At 64.7% G+C, this 20335-nt stretch carries 22 protein-coding genes; 8 read left to right on the forward strand and 14 right to left on the reverse strand.

The features are described 5' to 3' along the window. Positions 1–102: 102 nt before the first annotated feature. Positions 103–630 carry an ankyrin repeat domain-containing protein gene (locus CXQ88_RS05995; protein ID WP_373637709.1) on the reverse strand — a complete coding sequence of 176 codons (528 nt, stop codon included), beginning with the start codon at positions 628–630 and terminating at the stop codon, positions 103–105. Positions 631–828: 198 nt separating this feature from the next. After that, a complete protein-coding gene (locus CXQ88_RS06000) occupies positions 829–1392 on the reverse strand; it encodes a GlcG/HbpS family heme-binding protein (RefSeq protein ID WP_104043243.1) in 564 nt (187 codons plus the stop codon). A 208-nt stretch (positions 1393–1600) separates the two neighbouring features. Here CXQ88_RS06000 and CXQ88_RS06005 point away from each other — a divergent pair, with 208 nt between their 5' ends. From CXQ88_RS06005 to CXQ88_RS06025, 5 genes are all read left to right on the forward strand, one after another. Beyond that, complete coding sequence (locus tag CXQ88_RS06005; RefSeq protein WP_104043244.1) at positions 1601–2884, forward strand: sensor histidine kinase; 1284 nt, start codon at positions 1601–1603, stop codon at positions 2882–2884. Next, on the forward strand, positions 2881–3507 hold the full coding sequence (locus CXQ88_RS06010; RefSeq protein WP_104043245.1) for a response regulator: 627 nt from the start codon (positions 2881–2883) through the stop codon (positions 3505–3507). Before CXQ88_RS06005 ends, CXQ88_RS06010 begins: the two co-directional genes overlap by 4 nt. 131 nt (positions 3508–3638) lie before the next feature. After that, positions 3639–3842 carry a cold-shock protein gene (locus CXQ88_RS06015; RefSeq protein ID WP_069950491.1) on the forward strand — a complete coding sequence of 68 codons (204 nt, stop codon included), beginning with the start codon at positions 3639–3641 and terminating at the stop codon, positions 3840–3842. Between the two features lie 216 nt (positions 3843–4058). Next, on the forward strand, positions 4059–4442 hold the full coding sequence (locus CXQ88_RS06020) for a hypothetical protein (protein ID WP_104043246.1): 384 nt from the start codon (positions 4059–4061) through the stop codon (positions 4440–4442). A gap of 60 nt (positions 4443–4502) precedes the next feature. Beyond that, positions 4503–5261, forward strand: a complete 759-nt coding sequence (locus tag CXQ88_RS06025; RefSeq protein WP_104043396.1) for a MerR family transcriptional regulator — start codon at positions 4503–4505, stop codon at positions 5259–5261. 62 nt (positions 5262–5323) lie between these two features. Here CXQ88_RS06025 and CXQ88_RS06030 read toward each other — a convergent pair whose 3' ends face one another. After that, complete coding sequence (locus CXQ88_RS06030) at positions 5324–6301, reverse strand: SDR family oxidoreductase (protein ID WP_104043247.1); 978 nt, start codon at positions 6299–6301, stop codon at positions 5324–5326. A gap of 118 nt (positions 6302–6419) precedes the next feature. Then, entirely contained in the window at positions 6420–7607 is a 1188-nt protein-coding gene (locus CXQ88_RS06035) for an acyl-CoA dehydrogenase family protein (RefSeq protein WP_104043248.1), read from the reverse strand. A gap of 108 nt (positions 7608–7715) precedes the next feature. Here CXQ88_RS06035 and CXQ88_RS06040 point away from each other — a divergent pair, with 108 nt between their 5' ends. Continuing rightward, a complete protein-coding gene (locus CXQ88_RS06040; RefSeq protein WP_104043249.1) occupies positions 7716–8225 on the forward strand; it encodes a MarR family winged helix-turn-helix transcriptional regulator in 510 nt (169 codons plus the stop codon). A gap of 48 nt (positions 8226–8273) precedes the next feature. On the opposite strand, the gene CXQ88_RS06045 is transcribed toward CXQ88_RS06040, so the two are convergent. The 5 genes from CXQ88_RS06045 to CXQ88_RS06065 form a co-directional block, all read right to left on the reverse strand. After that, positions 8274–8927: a DedA family protein gene (locus CXQ88_RS06045; protein WP_104043250.1), complete on the reverse strand. Its 654-nt coding sequence runs from the start codon at positions 8925–8927 to the stop codon at positions 8274–8276. 168 nt (positions 8928–9095) lie between these two features. Further along, complete coding sequence (locus tag CXQ88_RS06050) at positions 9096–9872, reverse strand: enoyl-CoA hydratase (RefSeq protein WP_104043251.1); 777 nt, start codon at positions 9870–9872, stop codon at positions 9096–9098. Beyond that, positions 9869–10915, reverse strand: a complete 1047-nt coding sequence (gene mmsB, locus CXQ88_RS06055; protein ID WP_104043252.1) for a 3-hydroxyisobutyrate dehydrogenase — start codon at positions 10913–10915, stop codon at positions 9869–9871. The genes CXQ88_RS06050 and mmsB overlap by 4 nt, the downstream gene beginning before the upstream one ends. Then, a complete protein-coding gene (locus CXQ88_RS06060; RefSeq protein WP_104043253.1) occupies positions 10908–12008 on the reverse strand; it encodes an enoyl-CoA hydratase/isomerase family protein in 1101 nt (366 codons plus the stop codon). The genes mmsB and CXQ88_RS06060 overlap by 8 nt, the downstream gene beginning before the upstream one ends. Beyond that, entirely contained in the window at positions 12008–13507 is a 1500-nt protein-coding gene (locus CXQ88_RS06065) for a CoA-acylating methylmalonate-semialdehyde dehydrogenase (protein ID WP_104043254.1), read from the reverse strand. The genes CXQ88_RS06060 and CXQ88_RS06065 overlap by 1 nt, the downstream gene beginning before the upstream one ends. A gap of 235 nt (positions 13508–13742) precedes the next feature. Here CXQ88_RS06065 and CXQ88_RS06070 point away from each other — a divergent pair, with 235 nt between their 5' ends. Continuing rightward, positions 13743–14549 (forward strand): exodeoxyribonuclease III, encoded by an 807-nt coding sequence (locus tag CXQ88_RS06070; protein WP_104043255.1) that lies wholly within the window; start codon positions 13743–13745, stop codon positions 14547–14549. A 34-nt stretch (positions 14550–14583) separates the two neighbouring features. Next, positions 14584–15477, forward strand: a complete 894-nt coding sequence (locus tag CXQ88_RS06075) for a hypothetical protein (RefSeq protein WP_104043256.1) — start codon at positions 14584–14586, stop codon at positions 15475–15477. Positions 15478–15501: 24 nt separating this feature from the next. On the opposite strand, the gene CXQ88_RS06080 is transcribed toward CXQ88_RS06075, so the two are convergent. The 5 genes from CXQ88_RS06080 to CXQ88_RS06100 all read right to left on the reverse strand — a co-directional run bounded on the left by CXQ88_RS06080 (position 15502) and on the right by CXQ88_RS06100 (position 20198). Next, complete coding sequence (locus tag CXQ88_RS06080) at positions 15502–16554, reverse strand: LacI family DNA-binding transcriptional regulator (protein WP_104043257.1); 1053 nt, start codon at positions 16552–16554, stop codon at positions 15502–15504. Positions 16555–16723: 169 nt separating this feature from the next. Continuing rightward, entirely contained in the window at positions 16724–16972 is a 249-nt protein-coding gene (locus CXQ88_RS06085) for a hypothetical protein (RefSeq protein WP_104043258.1), read from the reverse strand. Next, complete coding sequence (locus tag CXQ88_RS06090; RefSeq protein ID WP_104043259.1) at positions 16969–17865, reverse strand: carbohydrate ABC transporter permease; 897 nt, start codon at positions 17863–17865, stop codon at positions 16969–16971. Before CXQ88_RS06090 ends, CXQ88_RS06085 begins: the two co-directional genes overlap by 4 nt. Next, complete coding sequence (locus CXQ88_RS06095; RefSeq protein ID WP_104043260.1) at positions 17862–18899, reverse strand: carbohydrate ABC transporter permease; 1038 nt, start codon at positions 18897–18899, stop codon at positions 17862–17864. The genes CXQ88_RS06090 and CXQ88_RS06095 overlap by 4 nt, the downstream gene beginning before the upstream one ends. 6 nt (positions 18900–18905) lie before the next feature. Next, positions 18906–20198 (reverse strand): ABC transporter substrate-binding protein, encoded by a 1293-nt coding sequence (locus CXQ88_RS06100; protein ID WP_104043261.1) that lies wholly within the window; start codon positions 20196–20198, stop codon positions 18906–18908. Between the last annotated feature and the right edge of the window lie 137 nt (positions 20199–20335).

Consider the following 20335-nt stretch of genomic DNA (forward strand, 5'->3'; position numbering starts at 1 on the left):
CACCTTTCAACCACGACGTCGGTGCGCCGCACCCAAAGTGCGGCGCGCCGACGTACTTTCCGGCAAAAGGTGGGGAACTCCAGCGGGGGTGGTGTCGCGAGGTCAGCCCCGGCCTCGGAGCATGGCCGCGATCTCCGCGAAGCCCAGCCGTTCGGCGTTCTGCAACGCCGTCCGTCCCTCCGCATCCCTGATGTTCGGATCGGCGCCCGCGGCCAGGAGCAGGCGCACCACTTCCTGCTGCCTGGGCCCGCCGCTGTTCAGCAGGATGGCTTCCTGCATTGCAGTCCAGCCGAGGTTATTGACGTGGTTCACGGGCACTCCGGCGTCGACAAGGATTTGTACCGTCTCCACGTGGCCGTGTTCGCTGGCCGGGATAAGGGCTGTTCCGCCGTAGCGGTTGGTGCTGGCGACGTCTGCCCCCGCGGCCAACGTCAGCCGAAGCACCTCATTGAATCCTTCGGCGCCCGCATAGAGGAAGGCCGAATCCTGGATGGCGTCCTTGGCGTTCACGTTGCCGCCTCGCTGAATCAGTTCGCTGGCCAACGGAACGTTGTTGGCTTTGGCGGCGACGATCAGCTCCCGGTCAAGCTGTGCCTGCGCTTCGGCGGAGAGCGCAGGACGCGTGCTCACAGGTGCCGGCGGCTTGGAAGAAGGCGCGGGTGATGCCGGATCCGCGGCGGACGGCCGGGCGTCGGGGCTGGCCGGGACCGACGCCGGAGGGGACGCCGGCCGCGGTTCCCCTGGCTCCCCCGGACCCTGGCACGCTGTTATCGACATGGACAAGCAGAGGACCAGAAACAGGGCCCCGAACCACCTCATGCGCCTAGCCTACTTAGTGGCACCGGCACCTGCGATGGTCTCCGCACCTGCTGCAGCACAGGCTTCATCAAGCGCGCCGTCGGGAGCGCCGCCGACGCCAATGCCGGCCACCGAAACCCCGTTCACCTTCAGCGGGACGCCGCCGGCAAGGAAGAGGGTGCCGGGGAGATCGGCGATGCTGGGGCCGGAGCCGTTGATCCGCTTGGCCAGCTCGCTGGTGGGGGCGCCAAAGGCGGCTGCGGTGTAAGCCTTCTGCTGGGCTGCCTCAATGGTGTGCTCGGCCGCGTTGTCGCCCCGCAGCAGCGCCTGTACCGTCCCGAAACGGTCCACGACCGCTACCGTCACGAACGGCAGTTTGTCCGCCTGGCATGTGGCCAGCGCTGCCTGCACTGCCTTGGCAGAGGCGCCAACCGAGATGCGGTTTTGCTGCACCAGGTTCTCCGGAACCGGCTGGATATCAGCAGCAGGGCCGGCAGTTGGAGCAGGGCCGGCATTCGCGGCAGCCGTTACACCGGCGGTGAGGGCGAGCGCGCCTGCGGCTGCAGCGGCAAGAACTTTTGTGGACTTTTTCATGCTGTTTCCTTTGCTCGGAGCCCCAAACAAGCGTTGGGAGGGGCGTACGCTCCAATCCTTCCGGGACCCCGGGTTCCTGCCATCGGGCCTTTGGCGGAACCGCCCTGCCCCAATAAGCCAGCCGTATCAGCCAAAAGGGTGAGAGACGGAGCAAGGGCGGGGGCCATAGCATTGGTGGGTAGCATTCCCCACCGGAACCGGAATTCCCATGCCTACCCGAGCCAACGCCGCACAGGCCACATCCGTCCCTGACTCAACCGCTGCCGGCGGGACCGGCCCGGCCGGGACGGCTTTGAATGGAACCACCGCGGCCACGAACAACGCCGGCGCCCGCTTCGGCACCATTGACGCAGCAGTGCATCTTGGTTTTGCGGTCCTGCTGGTGGCGTCCCTGGTCCGCTACGTGATGCGGCACAGCCCCGCGGACAATGTCCTGGTCCTGGCCCTTGCTGCAGCCGCCTGCCTGCTGTACTTCATCGTGGCCGTCCTTGCGTCACGCGGGAAGCCGGGGGCGCCGTGGGTGTTCACTTTGGTTGCGGTGTGGGCGGTCCTGGTCATCGCGGCTCCGAGCTTTGCCTGGTGCTCGTTCGCACTCTTCTTCCTCTGCCGCAGTGCACTGAGCGGTGCGGCCGCGTATGCAGCGGCAGGAGCCACTGCTGCTGCTACCGCCGCAGGTTTGTTCCGGCTGAGCAGCGGCACCGACCTTGCCATGCTCCTCGGCCCGCTCGCCGTCGGCGTGATGCTGACCTTGATCTACGACAAAATCCAGCACGACGCCGAGGAACAGCGGCGCCTGCACGCGGAAGTCTCCCTCGCGCAAGGACAGCTCGCGGCCAGTGAACGCCGGGCGGGAACCATTGCCGAGCGGGAGCGTGTTTCCCGGGAAATCCACGACACCGTGACCCAGGGGCTGGCCAGCAGCCTGCTCCTGCTGGAAGCGGCCGGCAGGGCGTGGCCGGGCCCTGCAGCCCAAGCCGAACTCGCCCAGGCCACCGCTTTGCTGCGGGTCAACCTGTCCGAAACCCGCAGCCTGGTCCATGAACTTGCCTCCCCCGGACTGGACGCGTCACCCTTGCCTGATGCCCTGCTTTTCGCTGCACGGCAGTACGTCCCGGACGCCAGGCTCCTGGTCACCGGTGAACTGCGGCCCGTGCCGCCGGATGTCCGCCATGCCCTGCTGCGGCTAGTCCAAAGTGCAGCATCAAACATCGTGCTCCACGCGGGCGCCGCCACCGCCACACTGACCCTGAGCTACCTTCCCGACGCCGTCACCCTCGATGTCCACGACGACGGCGCTGGCTTCGATCCCGCGGCGGCAGCACCGCCGTCGGATGCGGGAGGGTACGGACTGCGTGCCATGCGGCAGCGGGTGGAGCAGCTGGGCGGCGTTTTCTCAGTGGAAAGTGCACCCGGCGACGGGACCATCGTGGCAGCCCAGCTGCCCGCGCCGGAAGAACCTCATCAGCCTGCAGGGCCGGAAGAGTCTGCATGAGCGTCATCACAGTGCTGCTGGTCGATGACCACCTGGTGGTGAGAAGCGGCCTGCGCGCCCTGCTGGGCACCCAGCCTGATATGGCCGTGGTCGCTGAAGCAGCATCCGGTGAGGAGGCCCTGCAACGCCTGGAACACGACGCCGTCGCGGTAGTGGTCATGGACCTCGCGATGGGCGCGGGCATGGACGGGATCGAGGCCATTCGGCTTATCCGCGAGCGTAACCATAGCCAGGCCATCCTGGTTTTCACCACGTACGACTCAGATGCGGACATAGTGCGGGCAGTGGACGCCGGTGCCATGGGATACCTCCTGAAGGACGCGGCACCTGACGAGATTTTCGCGGCCATCCGCGGGGCGGTCCAAGGCAAGAGCGTGATGAGCGCGCCCGTCGCATCCCGGCTTTTCCAGCAGCTGCGGAACCCCGACGAGATCCTGACCCCGCGCGAAGCCGAACTACTCAGCCTCCTGACGCAGGGCCTGAGTAACCGGGAACTCGGAAAGCGGCTCTTCATCTCTGAGGCCACGGTCAAGACCCACCTGGCGCATATTTACGCCAAGCTAGGAGTGGACACCAGGGCAGCTGCCATTGCCACCGCAATCCGCCGTGAGGGCATGCGCTGACAACACTTTTGGCCAATACCCTTGCAAGGATGGCGTCCGCCCCGTACGTTGGGGACTGCGGGGGACGTTCTCCGCGCACCTCGGGCCGATGGCCCGGGGAGAGAATCAGAGTCACACGAAGGAATGCAGCCATGGCAACAGGCACAGTTAAATGGTTCAACGCCGAAAAGGGTTTTGGCTTCATTGCCCCCGATGACGGGTCCGCTGACGTTTTCGCCCACTACTCCGCAATCTCCAGCAGCGGATACCGCTCACTCGATGAGAACCAGAAGGTTGAATTCGATGTGACCCAGGGCCCCAAGGGCCCGCAGGCGGAAAACATCCGCCCGCTCTAAGGCTTCGGCTTCCCTCCCGCACTTGCAAGGAGGAACCCGCCACGGCAGCGGCCCCACCAACATCAGTTGGAGGGGCCGCTGTTTTTGTGTCCACTGCACCCCGCCCTCAACTTTGGCTGCCGTTCCAGTCCCGCCCTTCCGGCTCCCTTTCCCTGCTCGCTTTCCGGTTCCCCGTCCCGGCTCCCTTTCCCTGCAGGGTGCTGGGATAATTGGACTATGACCGGACAACACCCGGGCAATGTCCCGGGCAACGACGCAGAGAAGGATCCGTGGGAGGAGTTCGACACGCTTCCACCTGCCGGGCCGGACCGCGTCCCGGGGCAGCCCGGCGGGGAACCACACGGTTTCGGTTTCCGGACCGGAGTCCGCAGCGCGCGCGTCGCCGTCGGATTTGCCGTCTACGCTTTGGTGCTTGGAACCATACTGGCACTGGCAGGGTGCGTTGTTTTTGTTGCCGAGGAACAGTGGCTGCTTGTGGCGCTGATGGTCCTCATCGAGGCGGCCTTCATCTTCGCTTTCACGCGCCTCGTCGCTCAGGCCCGGACGCGCTCGCCCCAAAAACGGCAACTGCGCCATAAATACCCCGGAACACCTGCTTGACCTTGACGCTGCGTCAGCCCCTACGCTCGGAGCATGGAAGCAATCGGAGCTGAGGCAGGCATGGACTGGTCCATCCAGGATGTTGCAAGGATGGCAGGCACAACAAGCCGGACCCTGCGCCACTACGACGACATCGGGCTGCTGAAGCCCAGCCGCGTTGGGAGTAACGGCTACCGCTACTACAACGGCGCAGCCCTCCTGCAGCTGCAGCGGATCCTCCTGCTCAGGGGACTCGGGCTGGGGCTGTCGGCCATTTCCGAGGTTTTCCAACACGAGACGGACGCCGTCAAAGCACTCAGCCGCCACTTGGACTGGCTCCGGCAGGAGCAGGAGCGGCTTTCCCGGCAGGTTCTGTCCGTCCAGCACACAATCGCAACAGTGAAAGGAGGAGGCGAACTCATGGCCGGAAAAATGTTTGATGGCTTCGACCACACCGAATACAAGGACGAGGTGGAGCAACGCTGGGGCAAGGAGGCCTACGCCACAAGCGACGCCTGGTGGCGCGGCTTGGGAACCGAACAAAAACGAGCGTGGAAGGTGCGCGCCGAAAAACTTGGCACCGACTGGATCGCCGCTTCGGGATCAGGACTTGCCGCGGACAGCCCCGAAGCGCAGGACCTGGCCCGGCGCCACGTCGACTGGTTGACCTCCATCCCAGGCACTCCTGCTTCGGAGAGCGGCGGCGACGTCAGGGGCTATGTAATCGGGCTGGCGGAAATGTATGTTGTCGACCCGCGGTTCGCCGCGAATTACGGCGGCGAAGCAGGAGCGGGCTTCGTGCGTGACGCACTGCGTGTCTACGCCGAGCGGAACCTCTAGGAGGGAGCGCCGGGCACGACGGCGGCCCCCGGCATCTGGGGGCCGGGCACTGCGTACGGCAATCAGCCCGGCCGCTTCCACAGGGCGACGGCTGCGCCTGCCAAAGCCGCGGCGCCCATCAACGTGCGCTGGGCGGTCCGCCGACGTCCGTGCCAGCCCCCGCTGACAGATGCCTTCCGGATCGACTGGGACGCCTGGTGAAGGTTTCCGGAAGTCGCTGGGGCGGACTGCCGCCGGGAGAGCTGGCGCCTGTCCACCTGGCGGGCCGTCGCAGCTTCGACGGCGCCCGGCGTGACCTTGTGCTGCAGGAGCAGGAGGCGGCCCGCAAGTCCTCCCGCGACTGTTTCCCGGCGCGGGTGGGCCACGAGCTTCACCACCGCTTTCGCCACCCGTTCCGGCGTGTAGACGGGAGGCATCGCCATGGGCCGGCGGCCGGTGTAGTTGGCACCGTTTTGGTAGAAGGGGGTGTCAATGGTGGCTGGCAGGACCGTGCACACGTTCACGCCGGTGACGCCTTCGCGGGCCAGCTCCGAGCTGAGGCTGACACTGAGGGCACGCACCGCGGCCTTGGAAATGGAATAGGCGGCGGAGTAGGGCAGCGGGGTGGCCGCGACAATCGATGCAACATTGATCAGGGAGCCTGAGCCTTGTGCTGACTGACGGGTCAGGGCCGCCCGGGCGCCATTGACGTAGCCGGTGATGTTGATGTCCAGTACCCGTTGGAAGTCCTTTGGGGGAATCTCGGTCACCAGCCCGAAAGCGCCCACCGCTGCATTGTTGACCCACACGTCCAGGCGCCCGAACTCCTTGACTGCACGGGATGCCAGTTCCTCCACTTGGTCCGCGTCGGCTACGTCCGTGGGCACGGCGATGGCCTTCGCGCCGCGTTTCCTGCATTCTGCAGCCACGGCCTCAAGGGATTCCGCTCCGCGGGCAGCCAGGACCAGCCGGGCCCCCTTGCCGGCGAAGCGCAGGGCGGTGGCCCTCCCGATCCCGCTGGATGCGCCAGTGATCACGACAACCGAATTCTTGACGCCCATTCCCGCTCCCCTTCACACGAACATCCCAAAAAACTAAGCAGGCTTAGTGTTTGATGCTACCTACGCCGGGCCTGCGGAACAACGGTCAGGCACCGGTTGGAATGAGGAAAGCGGAACCTTAGAGGAAAGCGGATGTCCCGGTGACGGCCCTGCCCACGATCAGCGAGTTAATCTCATAGGTGCCCTCGTAGGTGTAGAGGACTTCGGCGTCACCGAACAGCTTGCCCATTTCATAATCGCTGCTGATGCCATTGCCGCCCAGCAGTGAACGGCCCATCGCCACCGAGGCTCGTGCCAATCGGGTGATGGTGGCCTTGGCCATGGCCGCCTGCGCCATCTCCAGCTTCCCCTCCTGTTGGATACGGGCCAGTTGCGCCATCAGGGCCAGCGAGGCCGAAGCGTTGCCCAGGATGTCCGCGAGCTGCTGCTGGACGAGCTGGAACCGGGCCAGCTCCTTGCCGAACTGCCGCCTGTCCAGGGCGTAAGCGCGGGCGATGTCGAAGGCGGCGAGCTGGATCCCGGCGCCTTGCCAGCCAACCCAGGCGCGGGAGTCCCGCAGCAGTTCATTCGTCCGGGAGAAGCTCGTGGCCCCGGGCAGCAGGTTGGCAGCGGGGATGCGTACGTCCGACAGAACGATGTCGGCGTTCTGCATGATCCGCAGGCCGATTTTGTTGGAGATCTTCGTTGCCGTATAGCCGGCACGGTCAGTCTCCACGATGAAACCCTTGATCTCCCCGTCCGCCTCGTCCCGTGCCCACACGAGCGCGAAATCGGCGATGGTGCCGGCGCCGATCCAGCGCTTGGCTCCATTGAGGAGCCACTCACCACCCGCCAGCCTGGCTGAGGTTTCCAAGCCGCCGGAAATGTCAGAGCCATGGTCCGGCTCCGTCAAAGCGAAGGCCCCGAGGTGGCGGAAGGTTTTCAGGCCCGGCAGCCACCGTGCCCGCTGCTCCTCCGACCCCAACTGGCTGATCATGCCGAGAATCAGCTCATTGTGGATCCCGGCCAGCGCAGATAGGGAGACATCCGCCCGGGCAAGTTCCACGTACATAAGGCCCTTGAAGAGGGTGGAGCTGCCATCCAACTGGAGGGCACCAAGGCCGTGCTTTCCCATGTCCGCCAGCAGGCCCAAGGGAAACTCCTCGCGGTTCCAGTACTCGATGGAGGGCTGCCGGACGGAGGACTGGAGGAACCGGCGGATACTGAAGTACCTGTCACGCTCAGCCGGTGGCAGAAGGTCCACGATGTACATCAGGTCAGCGTCCGGAAAGGGCAGAGCCCCGGCGCCAGGTGCTGGGGGGTGCATCGCGTCGCCCCCTCTGCGCCAAACCGCCCTGTTGAACCATTGGATGTCCTAGTATATTGCACAGGTCCATCATCTGAGTGAGGTACATCACCTGCGGAAAGGTTGGCTGTGGGCACTCCGCTATCCCGTGATCCCATTGCTGATGCCCGCCGCAACTGGGAAGAGCACGGCTGGGCAGACGTCGCTGCTTCCATGGCCGCCATCACGGCCATCATGCGGACCCAGCAGATTCTCCTCGCCAGGATCGAACTCACACTCAAGCCATTCGGGCTGACGTTCGCCCGCTATGAGCTGCTCGCGCTCCTGAGCTTCGCCAGGAACGGTTCCCTTCCGATGAAGAAGGCGAGCACCCTGCTCCAGGTCCACCCGACCTCCATCACCAACGCGGTTGACCGGCTCCAGGATGCGGGGCTGGTGCGCCGCTCCCCGCATCCCACCGACGGCCGCACCACACTGGTTGAGCTCACTGCCGAGGGCCGTACCCTGGCGAAGCGTTCGACGGCGGCACTGAACACCGGGGTATTCAGCGACCCCGGGTTTGAGCCGGACGATATAGATCAGCTGATCCGGATCCTGCGGGATTTCCGCCGCAATGCCGGCGACTTCCTCGGTTCCTGACCGGCCGCCCTGGTTGCGCTGCTCTCCTGGAGGGGGCTTCCTGCAGGATCAGCGTGTTGCCTTGGCACGCTTGACGCGCCTGACGACGAGCAGCACCACCGTGACGCCCAGGGCGGCGTAGACGGCGTAATTCAGGAACCGGGAGTACTCCTCGATAATCCGATGCTGGGTGCCCAGCAGGTAGCCGAGTCCCAGGAGCGCCCCGTTCCACAGGCCGCTGCCCGCCAGGGTGTAGAGGCTGAACGTGCCGAACGGCATAGCGGAGGCCCCGGCAGGAAGAGAGATCAGGCTTCGCACACCTGGCAGCAACCTGCCGAAGAAGATGGAGGACCGTCCGTGGCGGCGGAACCAGCCTGCCGCGTGCTCAAAGTCTTCGCGGTCCACCAACGGCAGCCGGGACAGGCCGCGGATGGAACGCTCAAATCCCAGCTTGACGCCCAGCCAGTAAAGGAACACCGCCCCCAGATAGGCTCCCAGCGTGCTGGTGACAAAAACGAGGACCAGGTTCAAGGACCCCTGCCGGGCGAGGTAACCGGCCAGCGGCAGGATCACTTCGCTGGGGATGGGCGGCACCACGGTTTCGGCAAGGGTGAAGAGCCCTACTCCCCATTCGCCCAGCTGCTCGATGCCCCGGGCGGCTACCCCCACAAGTCCGGTCAGATTATCGGTTGAGCCGCCTGCATCCGCCGCCGTTCCCCACATACAACTCCCCGTCCGCGTCCAAAGTTGGTCTGCCCTGTCTACCTTACGCACCTGCGTAAAGGCTGTGACCAGGACGAGGCCGGCCCGGCTGAACGTGCGTCAAGAAGCGCCGCATGGCGGCAGAGGAATCGGCCGCGGACGCGGGCGGCTACCGGGAGTCCATCTCCCTCATCGGTGCCCAAACTCCGGCTGGCGTTTCTCCGTGAACGCCGCCATCCCTTCCTTCTGGTCTTCCGTGGCAAACAGGGAGTGGAACAACCTGCGTTCGAAGAGGACGCCCTGGGCCAGCCCGGTTTCGAAGGCCGCGTTTACGGCCTCTTTCGCCACCATGGTCACGGGCTTGGACTTGGACGCGATCACCTCGGCGGCCTTGATCGCCTCGTCCACCACATCCTCGGTGGGCACCACCCGGGACACGAGGCCGCAGCGGTCAGCTTCCTCTGCCCCGATGAACCTGCCGGTGAGGATCAGGTCCATCGCCTTGGCCTTGCCCACCGCGCGGGTGAGCCGCTGCGATCCGCCCATGCCCGGCAGCACACCCAGGTTGATTTCCGGTTGCCCGAACTTCGCGTTGTCCCCAGCGATGATGAGGTCGCACATCATGGCCAGTTCGCAGCCTCCGCCCAGGGCGAATCCGGACACTGCGGCAATCGTGGGTATGCGCAGCCTGGTGAAGTCTTCCCAGCCGCGGAACCAGTCTGCTGCGTACATGTCCATGTAACCCTGGGCCGCCATCTCCTTAATGTCAGCCCCGGCAGCGAAGGCCTTGCCCGAGCCGGTGATGACCACCGCCCCCAGCCCAGGGTCAGCATCCATGACGCGCACGGCCGACACGAGCTCCTCCATGGTGGCTTTGTTCAAGGCATTCAGCGCCTGCGGCCGGTTCAACGTCACCAGGCCCACCCTGCCCCGTTGCTCCACAAGGATGTTCGTGTATTCCGTCATTCCGGGCTCCCGTCGTCCTGCGCTGCCTGATGTGGTGAATGCTGTGCTGCCTCGTGCGGAACGCCGGCGGCCGCACGGCTTCCCAATGCTGCCGTGTCCCCCGGTTTGTCCGGGAGGTCGGCCTTGTCCTTTACGTCCGACTTGTGCCGGATATCCGTGATGATCGCGGAGAAGTCCCGGCCAGCACCGCCTTCCGCGGCAAACGTATCGTAAATTTCGGCCGCAAGCGGTCCAACCCGGGCCGCAACCCCGGTGCTTTGCAGCGCGTTGACCGCGAGCCTCAAGTCCTTAGCCATCAATGCTCCTGCGAAGCCGGGCCGGTAATCGCGGTTGGCCGGGCTGGCGGGGACGGGGCCGGGCACGGGGCAGTTGGTGGTGAGCGCCCAGCACTGCCCGGACGCCGCCGACGCCACATCGAACAGCGCCTGGTGGCTCAGGCCCAGCTTCTCACCGAGCACAAAGGCCTCGCTGACGGCGATCATGGAGGCGCCCAGGATCAGGTTGTTGCAAATTTTGGCAGACTGGCCGGCCCCGTGCGCGCCGCAGTGCACCACCCGCTTGCCCATCACCTCCAGCAGCGGCCGGACCGCCTCGAAGTCTTGCGCATCGCCGCCGACCATAAAGGTGAGGGTCCCGGCTTCGGCGCCCACCACGCCTCCGGATACCGGGGCATCCACCGAGCGGTGCCCTGCTTCGATGGCCAACCTGGCTGCTTCCCGGGCTTCCTCCACATTGATGGTGGAACAGTCCAAAAACATGGTTCCGGCGGCCGCCGCTGCCAGCAGTCCCCGCCCGCCGTCGGTTCCCTGATATGCGTCGAGGACGTGCTGGCCGCTGGGAAACATGGTGAGGACCACGTCCGCCCCGGATACTGCTGTAACAGCGTCGGCTGAGACTGGAACGCCATGGGTGCGCGCAGCCTCCAGTGCTGCAGGCACCACATCGAAGCCGGCTACCGCATACCCCGCCTTGACCAGGTTCACCGCCATGGGGCCGCCCATATGGCCAAGGCCCAGGAAGGCAACGGTGTGGTTCTCAGGCATGGTCCGTCTCCTTTAGCTGCAAATCCAGTTCTCTGTGGCCCAGCGGCTCAAAAAAGCGCTCCACCTGCTCCGGCAGCACCTCAGCCAGGGTGGGCGGATTCCAGCGGGGTGCGCGGTCTTTGTCCACCACCTGCGCCCGGATGCCCTCCCGGAAATCCGGTGCTTCCAGGAACCGCAGCCCCACCCGGTATTCCTGCGCCAGGGCTTCATCAAGAGTGAAGTTTTTTACCCGGCGGAGGGAGGCCAGCGTGACCTTGACGGACGTGGGGGACTTCGCCTCGATGGTGTCAGCAGCCCGGGCAGCCTCCGCGGCTCCGCCGCCGTCTACACCACGGTAGGAGCGGAGCCGGCGGACAATCTCCTCGGCGTCGTTGGAGGAGTAGCAGTTGTCGATCCAGTCACGCTGCCCGGCGAGCGCGGAGCCCGGCGCGTCTACCGTGTAACGCACGACGGCGGCTTCCGCGGTTTCGCTTTCCAGCGCCTCCAGCAGGTCGTCCAGCCTGTCCGACGGGACGTAGTGGTCGGCGAGGCCAAGGTGCAGCGCATCAGCCGCGCTGAGATGGGCGCCGGTCAGCGCGGCATGGGTTCCCGCCTCCCCCGGTGCGCGGGACAAGAGAAGGGTCCCGCCGACGTCGGGCGCAAACCCGATGGTGGTTTCCGGCATACCCATCCGGGTGCGTTCGGTGACCACCCGGACGGAGCCGTGCGCCGAGATGCCTACGCCGCCGCCCAGTACCAGCCCATCCATCAAGGCGACGTAAGGCTTCGGGTAGCGGGCAATCAGGGAATTAACCCGGTACTCCGTTTGCCAAAAGTCCGCCGTTTGCCCTCCACCTGCGGGAATTTCCTCGTAGATGGCCACAATGTCGCCGCCGGCGCACAACCCCCTTTCACCTGCGCCCCGCACCAGGACCGTGGCAACGCCGTCGTCGTCCACCCATGCGGTGAGCTGCTCCAGAAGCGCGCCCACCATCCCGGCGGTCAGGGCGTTGACGGCTTTGGGCCTGTGGAGGGTGATGACCCCCAGCCGGCCGCGGCGCTCAAACAACACCTCGTTGTGGATGTCCGCACCGTTCTTCAAGCTGTCCGTCATCAACTTCCTTCCGGCATCACGAAGCTGGCTCCGTGCCGTATTCCTGAGGGCCACCGGGTGGTGACCGTCTTGGTCTTGGTGTAGAAACGGAAGGCGTCCCCTCCGTGCTGGTTCAGGTCGCCGAAGCCTGACGCCTTCCAGCCGCCGAACGTGTAGTAGGCGATGGGCACCGGGATGGGGACGTTGATGCCCACCATGCCAACGTCGACGCGGCTGGCGAAATCGCGGGCTGCATCGCCGTCACGGGTGAAGATGGCCACGCCGTTGCCGAACTCATTCCTGCTGCACAGCTGAAGCGCCTCATCGTAATCGGCCGCCCGCACCACGCTGAGGACGGGGCCGAAGATCTCCTGCCGATAAATGCCCATGTCCGGCGTCACGTGGTCAAAGAGGGTCGGTCCCACCCAGAAACCGCCCTCGTAGCCTTCCACCGTGATGCCCCGGCCATCCGCCAAGAGGCTGGCGCCTTCGTCCACACCCGCCTGGATAAGCCCCTCTATTCGTTCCTTGGCGGAGGCGGCTACCACGGGGCCGAAGTCAGCGCCCCGGTCCAGGCTGTGGCCCACTTTCAGCCCCTTTACGCGGTCCCGGAGCTTCGCCACCAGCCGGTCGGCCGTTTCCGGTCCAACCGGAACGGCCACCGAAACAGCCATGCAACGCTCCCCTGCCGAGCCGTACCCGGCACCAATGAGGGCGTCCGCGGCCTGGTCCAGGTCTGCGTCCGGCATCACCACCATATGGTTCTTGGCGCCGCCAAAGCACTGCGCCCGCTTGCCGTGGGCTGCGGCCGTGGCGTAGATGTACTGGGCAACAGGGGTGGAGCCCACAAACCCGATGGCTTTGACCCTGGGATCCTCAAGGAGCGCGTCCACGGCTTCCTTGTCCCCGTTGAGCACGTTGAATACGCCGTCCGGAACGCCCGCCTGGGAGTAGAGCTCGGCGAGACGCAGCGGCACGGAGGGGTCCCGCTCCGAGGGCTTCAAAATGAACGCGTTGCCCGCGGCCAGGGCGGGACCGGACTTCCACAAAGGAATCATGGCGGGAAAGTTGAACGGCGTAATCCCTGCCACTACCCCCAGGGGCTGGCGCAGGGAATGGATGTCGATTCCCGGTCCGGCCTCTGTGGAGAACTCACCCTTAAGCAGGTGCGGGGCGGCAGCTGCGAACTCCACTACTTCCAGTCCCCTTTGGATGTCGCCCTTGGAGTCGGCGAGGGTCTTGCCGTGTTCGGAGGACAGCAGCCGCGCCAGTCCGTCCATGTCCTGGTTCACCAGGTCCACGAACCGGAGCAGGATGCGGCCGCGGCGCTGGGCGTTCATGGCCGCCCATTCCTCCTGCGCCTTGGCGGCGGCAGCAACCGCGTTGGTTACCTCGTCCCCACCGGCCAGCGGTACACGGGCCTGGACAGCCCCCGTGCAGGGGTCGAAGACGTCGCTGAAACGGCCTGAGGTGCCGGACGCGTGTTGGCCGCCGACGTAGTGGGAAAGCTCGCGCACCATGGCCGGAAGCTCCTTCGCGTGTGATCCGGGTCATTCCTGGTTGCGAATATACTCGGACCTCCAACTAAACTCCACCGCGCCCGTGGCGCTTTGGCGGGCGCCGCCGTCGTGGGGCACATTGCTGCCTGGTACCGCGAACCGGGCCAGAAGCACAGGCGTGTCCGTGCCATTGTGCCCCGATTCGGCGCCACTGCCCCGGCCCCGCAATCCGCGCGGCCACGGTAAGTTAGGAGCTGTGAAGATTGCTACCTGGAATGTAAATTCGCTCCGTGCCCGCGCCGACCGTGTGGAGGCCTGGCTGCAGCGCAGCGACTGTGATGTCCTGGCCATCCAGGAAACGAAGTGCAAAGACGATAACTTTCCCTGGGAACTCTTCGAACGGATGGGCTACGAGGTTGCCCACTTCGGCGTGAACCAGTGGAACGGCGTGGCCATCGCGTCCCGGGTGGGATTGGATGATGTTGAGCGGACCTTCCTGGACCAGCCCTCATTCGGCAAGGCCGGCAAGGACCCCGTGCAGGAAGCCCGCGCCATGGCTGCCACCTGCGCCGGCGTCCGGATCTGGAGCCTCTACGTCCCCAACGGCCGCTCCTTGGACGACGAGCACATGCCGTACAAATTGAAATGGCTTGAAAGCCTCAAGACGCACGCCCAGGAACTCGTCACGCAGAACCCCGAAGCCCAAGTGGCACTCATGGGTGACTGGAACATCGCACCGTTCGACGAGGACGTGTGGGACATCGACCTGTTCGTCAACAACAGGTACACCCATGTCAGCCCGCCGGAGCGCGCCGCTTTCCATGCCTTTGAGTCTGCCGGCTTCACCGATGTGGTCCGCCCGTACACCCCGGGCCCGGGCGTTTACACCTACTGGGACTACACCCAACTGCGCTTCCCCAAGAAGGAAGGCATGCGGATCGACTTCGTGCTGGGCTCCCCGGCCCTGGCCGAACGAGTGACCGGCGCTTCGATAGACCGCGAGGAGCGCAAGGGCAAGGGCGCGTCGGACCACGCACCCGTGCTGGTGGAACTGGCAGACTGATGACATCATCCTGGACCCATTCAAGGAGACCGTGATGACGGGAAACCTCTACCGGGGCCAGGCAGGCCTGCCATTCTCCTCAACACTTCGCGTCTACGAACCGCTCCACGCCTTCCCCGAAGAGCAGCGGAAAGCCATCGCGGCCGCCGGAGCGCAGGCTGCCTCGCGTGCCGCCGTCGAAAACGCGGAACTGCTGGCCTCCCTGGGGCGGATCACCCGGTCCGGCGGCGACCCCTTCCCCACGGGGCGGACGGACCTGGTGCGGGTCACCACTGCCCGGGCTTCGGGAGAAGGCACAGGAGGCCCGTCCGACGACGCCGCTGACGCCGAGCCTGACCTGCTGTACTGTCCCAGCCAACTGGTGTTGCGGGCCGGCTTGGCCGCGAACGCCCTGATGGAGGGAATCCACGGCCCACTGGCCGAACTGCTGATCCCGGAGGAGCAGCGGGACAAGCACCAGGAACGGATCGACCAGGTGAAGGCCCGCGACGGGGCCATCCGCGTCCACACCCGGGCGTCCACCTGGGGAATCCCCTTCAGCTGGTTTTCCCTGTTTATGGATTCAGACCATAAAGACGTAGTGGAGGCTTCCGGCCGGATCCTCACGGTCCGGGTGTGGGCACCCATCACGGAAGCCCTGGAGCGGGCGCGTTACGCTGTGGCCAACCTGGCACTGGCGGCACCGGACCTGGACATGCTGGACGATCTGGCGCAGCTCACCGAGTGGCTGGAACTCTTCCATGTGAACTCGATGGTGGAGCTGGACTATGGGGCTGTTGCCGACAAGGTGTACCCGGACGATTCGCCCATGGACATCCGGCTGGGCATCGAATGCCTGGCCGAGGGGGACATGACGGGCGCCGCCGCAGCGTACCGCCGCCTGGCTTCCCGCTGGATCCCCATCCGGCAGCTGGCGCGCGCCTCCTAACTTGCCGTCAGGACCGTGGTGGCGCTAGGACTGGCGCGGCGCCGTCGTCCTTCTGACAATCAGTTCATGGGGCGCGACGGCGGACTGCACCGCTCCCGCATCACCGTCCAGTTCGTCGAGGAGCATCTTGGTGGCCAGTTCGGCCTGTTCGTCGGGCCGCTGCCCCACGGTGGTGAGGCCCATGGCGTCAGCAAAATCGTGGTTGTCGATGCCCACCACGGAAAGCTCCTCCGGCACGAGGACGCCGAGCCGGGAAGCTTCAAAAATGACGCCCATGGCCATCTCATCCGATGCGCAGAAGATGGCTGTCGGCTTGTCGCCCGGCTTGGCCCACAGGCGGCGGAAGGCCTCCTGTCCGCTGCTGACCGTGAAGTCCCCCCATTCGTCCCATTCGGGGCGGGTGGGGAGGCCGGCCGCAGTCATAACGTCCTTGAAGGCGAGGATACGGACGCGGGGAACATCGAAGTTCAGGTCTGTTTCGTCGTCACCGTGAAGCAGGGCGATGTCCCGGTGGCCCAGGTCGATCAGGTGCCGGACGGCAGTGGAGGCGGCGGCGTAGTCGTCAATACCGATGTAGGCGCACTCCTCCACGTGGCCGCCCACTACCACCAGCGGGATGTCGATCTTCTGCAGGTGTTCCAGTTCGTCGTGGGACAACGCCATACACAGGACCAGCAGGGCATCGATTTGCTTGTAGACCATGGTCTTGCTGAAGAGCCGCTCACGGTTGCTGCCATGGCCGCCGAGGTTGAACAGCGAGAGGTTGTAGTTCCGGGCGTGGAGTTCCCGGTCTGCGCCTTCGATGGCCTTGGAGAAGAACCAGCGGCTGACGAAAGGCGCCAGTACACCGATGGTTTTGGTTCGGCCGGTTGCCAGGCCGGAAGCGGAGCTGGAGGCTACGTAGCCCAGGTCTCCCGCTACCTCGAGAATTTTCTGCCTCGTTGCGGGTGAGACCCGGGGCAGGCCCCGGACCGCACGCGACACCGTGGCAGTGGATACTCCAGCGGCGGCGGCGACGTCCTCGATGCTGACGCCGCTGTGGCCGCCCCGTTGCGACCTTTCACTTGTGCGTGCCACGGTGTCCCCTCATGTACTCCCTGCAGGCATCCGCCCTGCTTCGCGCGATACCCCTGGGCCATAGTAATTTGGGCGCCGGCCTGCATCGCAGTGTTACTTTCGCGCCGTGTTACTTCGCGCGGTGTTGCCTCCGCGCCGGGTGCCCGACGCCGGCGGAACGCCGTGTCCGCTACCTCCGGTCCGGCAGGCGCCGGCGCAGCCGCACCATTCCGTAGAGTGCGAGCAGCGTGGCCAGAAGGCCCAGCGCCCAACCAAGCGCCGGCTGCGCCGTCACCTCCATCCAGACAGTGACCACCAGCAGCAAAAGCGCCCAGAATCCGAGGAACCCGATGATGATGTCAAAGTCCTCACCGGACCTCATCCGGCGGCGGTTGCTTCCCGCCCCGGCGGACCGGGAGCGGGAAGCATCGCCTGTCACTTGACCGCACCTGCCGTAAGGCCGGCAACGATCTTGCGCTGGAAGACCAGTACCAGAATCACCAACGGAATGGTGACGATGGTGCCCGCGGCCATGATGGCCGTGTAAGGGATCTGGTTGGGCTGCGCGCCGGCGAAGCTGGCAATGGCAACCGTAACTGGCTTCGTAGCCTCGTTCGACAGCTGGCTTGCAATCAGGAATTCATTCCACGAGGAGATGAAAGCCAGGATGGCCGTGGTGAAGATCGCCGGAGCGGCCAAAGGCATAATCACCTTCCGGAACGCCTGTCCTTGGGTGCAGCCGTCAACCCGCGCCGATTCCTCCAGCTCCCAGGGCATTTCCCGGAAGAAAGAGGTCAGCGTGTAAACGGTGAGGGGCAGCACAAACGAGATGTTCGGAATGATCAGTGCCTGGTAGGTGCCCATCCAGCCAATGTTGGTGAACAGCTGGAACAGCGGGGTGATGAGGGCAACGCCCGGAAACATGGACGCACCCAGGATGAAGCCCAGCACCAGGTACTTGAACCGGAAGTTCAGGCGTGCCAAGGCGTACGCCGCGAACACTCCGATCACCAGCGAGATCACCGTTACCGTCACGCCAATGAAAATACTGTTCAGCAAGGCCTGGCCGAACCTGTTGCCGAACGAGGTATCGAAGGCCGTGATGAAGTTGTCCATTGTCACGTGGGTGGGCCAGGGCGTTGTGTCGTAGGTGAAGCCCACTTCGCGGAACGCCGTCACCACCATCCAGTAAGCAGGTGCAAGGCACCAGATAAGGATGACAGCCGCACTGACGTACGTGCGGACGCTTGCCCACTTTTCCCGGTTCTGCGCGGCCTTGCGCCCCTTGTCCTGCTGTGCCCGCAATGCCGTGGAGGCAGTTGTGGTTGTCATTTCTTCCCCTTGCCGGTGGCTCCGCTTTGTTCCACAACATTCGCTCCGAGGAAGCGGACAAAGATGAACGCGACCAGGAAGATGATGATGAACGTAATGGTGGACAAGGCGGCAGCAGAGTTAAAGCCTTGCCTGATCTGGTTGATCACCAGGATGGACAGCGTAGTGGTGTTGTTGGCGCCGCCGGTGAGGATGTACGGAAGGTCGAACATACGCAGCGCGTCGAGGGTACGGAACAGGATGGCAACCATCAGCGCCGGCTTGACCAGCGGAAGGGTAATCATCCGGAACCGCTGCCAAGCGGTGGCACCGTCCACCTTCGCAGCCTCATAGACCTCGGCAGGGATCATCTGCAGGCCTGCCAGAATCAGCAGCGCCATAAACGGCGTGGTCTTCCACGTATCCGCGATGATCACTGCCCACTTTGCGGGCCATTCGCTGCCGGTCCACAGTATGGAGACGTTGAACAGCTTGTTGATGATGCCATTGAAGTCGAACATAAAGAGCCACAGCTGCGCGGTCACGGCAGTGGGGATGGCCCACGGAACGAGCACGGCCGCCCGGACCAGGCCGCGGCCCTTGAATGTCCGGGCCATGATCATGGCCATCCAAAAACCGAGGACCGTTTCGAAGGCAACGGTGATAACAGTGAAGAGGAAAGTGGTGCCAGTCGCCGTCCAGAACTGCCCGCCCAGGGTGCCAGGCGGGCAGGCGACGGTGCCGCCGCCCTGGGCAGCACACTGCTGCCCCAGCCAGTTCACGTAGTTCTGGATGCCTGCCGGGCCGCCTTCAGTAAAGAGGCCGGTGACTGGGTCCAGACCAGCATCCTTCTGGAAGGACATGATCATAGCGCTGATGATCGGGTAAACGATCACAATGCCGAGCGCGATGATGGTCGGGGCAAGTAGCCACGAGGCCCACTTGCCCTGGCTGAGGATCTTGTTGTCTTCGCCTACGCCCTTGGGTCCATGATGGACGGGGGTAGTGCCCGACGCCGGCCCTTTGACCGGCGTCGGGCCCAATTCGGTAGCCATGGCTGGTTACGATCCTGCGCCGGCGGTCTCGATGGATTTCTGCATATCGGACAGTGCGTCCTTGGCTGGCTTCTCACCCTTCAATGCCGCGTAGGCATTTTCCTGGATGGCCTGGGTGACAGCCGGGTAGAACGGAGTCACGGGGCGGGGAACAGCGTTCTCGATGGACGTCTTCAGGACGGGCAGGTACGGCAGTTTGGCGACCAGTTCCTTGTCGTCATAGAGAGCGCCGAATACCGGAGCCAGGGAACCCTGCGTCGCGAAGAACTTCTGCTGTTCCTCTTCAACGAGGAACTTTACGAAGTCCAGGGCGGTCGCCTTGTGGTCGGAGTAGACGCTGATGGCCGCGCTGTGGCCACCGAGGGAGGAAGCACCGGGGCCGGCCTTGCCTGGCAGGGCAGCCATGCCCAGCACGTCCTTGACCTTTGAGGAGCCTTCAGTGGTGGCCAGGTTGTACACGTAAGGCCAGTTGCGGAGGAACAGCAGCTTGCCGTCCTGGAACGCACGGCGGCTTTCCTCTTCCTGGTAAGTGATCGCCTCGGCGGGGATGTTCCCGTTCTTGAACGCTTCGACGAGGTTGTTCAAGCCTTCCTCGGCCTCAGCAGTGTTCAGGTTGGGCTTTCCCTCGTCGTTCAGGACGGAACCACCAGCCGAGTTGATGGCTTCGGAAGCGTTGACGGTAAGTCCTTCATACTGCTTGAACTGCCCGGCGTAGCAGCCAATTTTATTGGCCTTGGCGATGGAGCACATCTCCATCATCTCGTCCCAGGTCTTGGGCGCCTCGGGAACCAGGTCCTTGCGGTAGTAGAGGATGCCGCCATCCGAGGAGACCGGGGCCGCATAAAGCGTGCCCTTGTATGAGCCCGCCTCTACCGTGGGTTCGAGCATGCCCGCGGTATCGACGGCCATCTTGTCCTTGAGCGGCTGGAGCCAGCCCTTCGCAGCGAACTCCGCGGTCCAGACAACGTCAACGCTGGCTACGTCGTAGTCCGCATTCTTGGCCTGGAAGTTCTGGACGAGGTCGTCGTGCTGCTGGTCCGCCTGGTCAGTCTGTTCCTTGAACGTGACCTTCTCATCGGGGTGAGCAGCGTTCCACTTTTCAATGAGGGGACGCACAACGTTGCTGTTGTCCTTACCCTGCACGTACGTAATTGGACCCCGGCTGTCGATGTTGGCTTCGGCGTCCCCGCCGCCACCGCCGCCGCCGGTGGTACCGCCCCCGCCCCCGCCGCATGCAGTCAGGGTCAGGGCCAGGACACCGGCGGTTGCGACCGGAAGTAGGAATCTAGGGGTTTTCATAAGCTTGAAGCTCCTCGCTGAGTGACAAGTAGGTCTACATGCGTTTGCTAGGTGAAGTTGATGTGGTGACGCTCACACTAGTAATGTTGCTGCGGGTAATGCAAGCGTTTACATCAAAAAGTTATCTGAGAGGAACC

Origin of the sequence: Arthrobacter sp. ZGTC412 (assembly GCF_002929215.1) — a bacterium.
Lineage (GTDB): Bacteria > Actinomycetota > Actinomycetes > Actinomycetales > Micrococcaceae > Arthrobacter.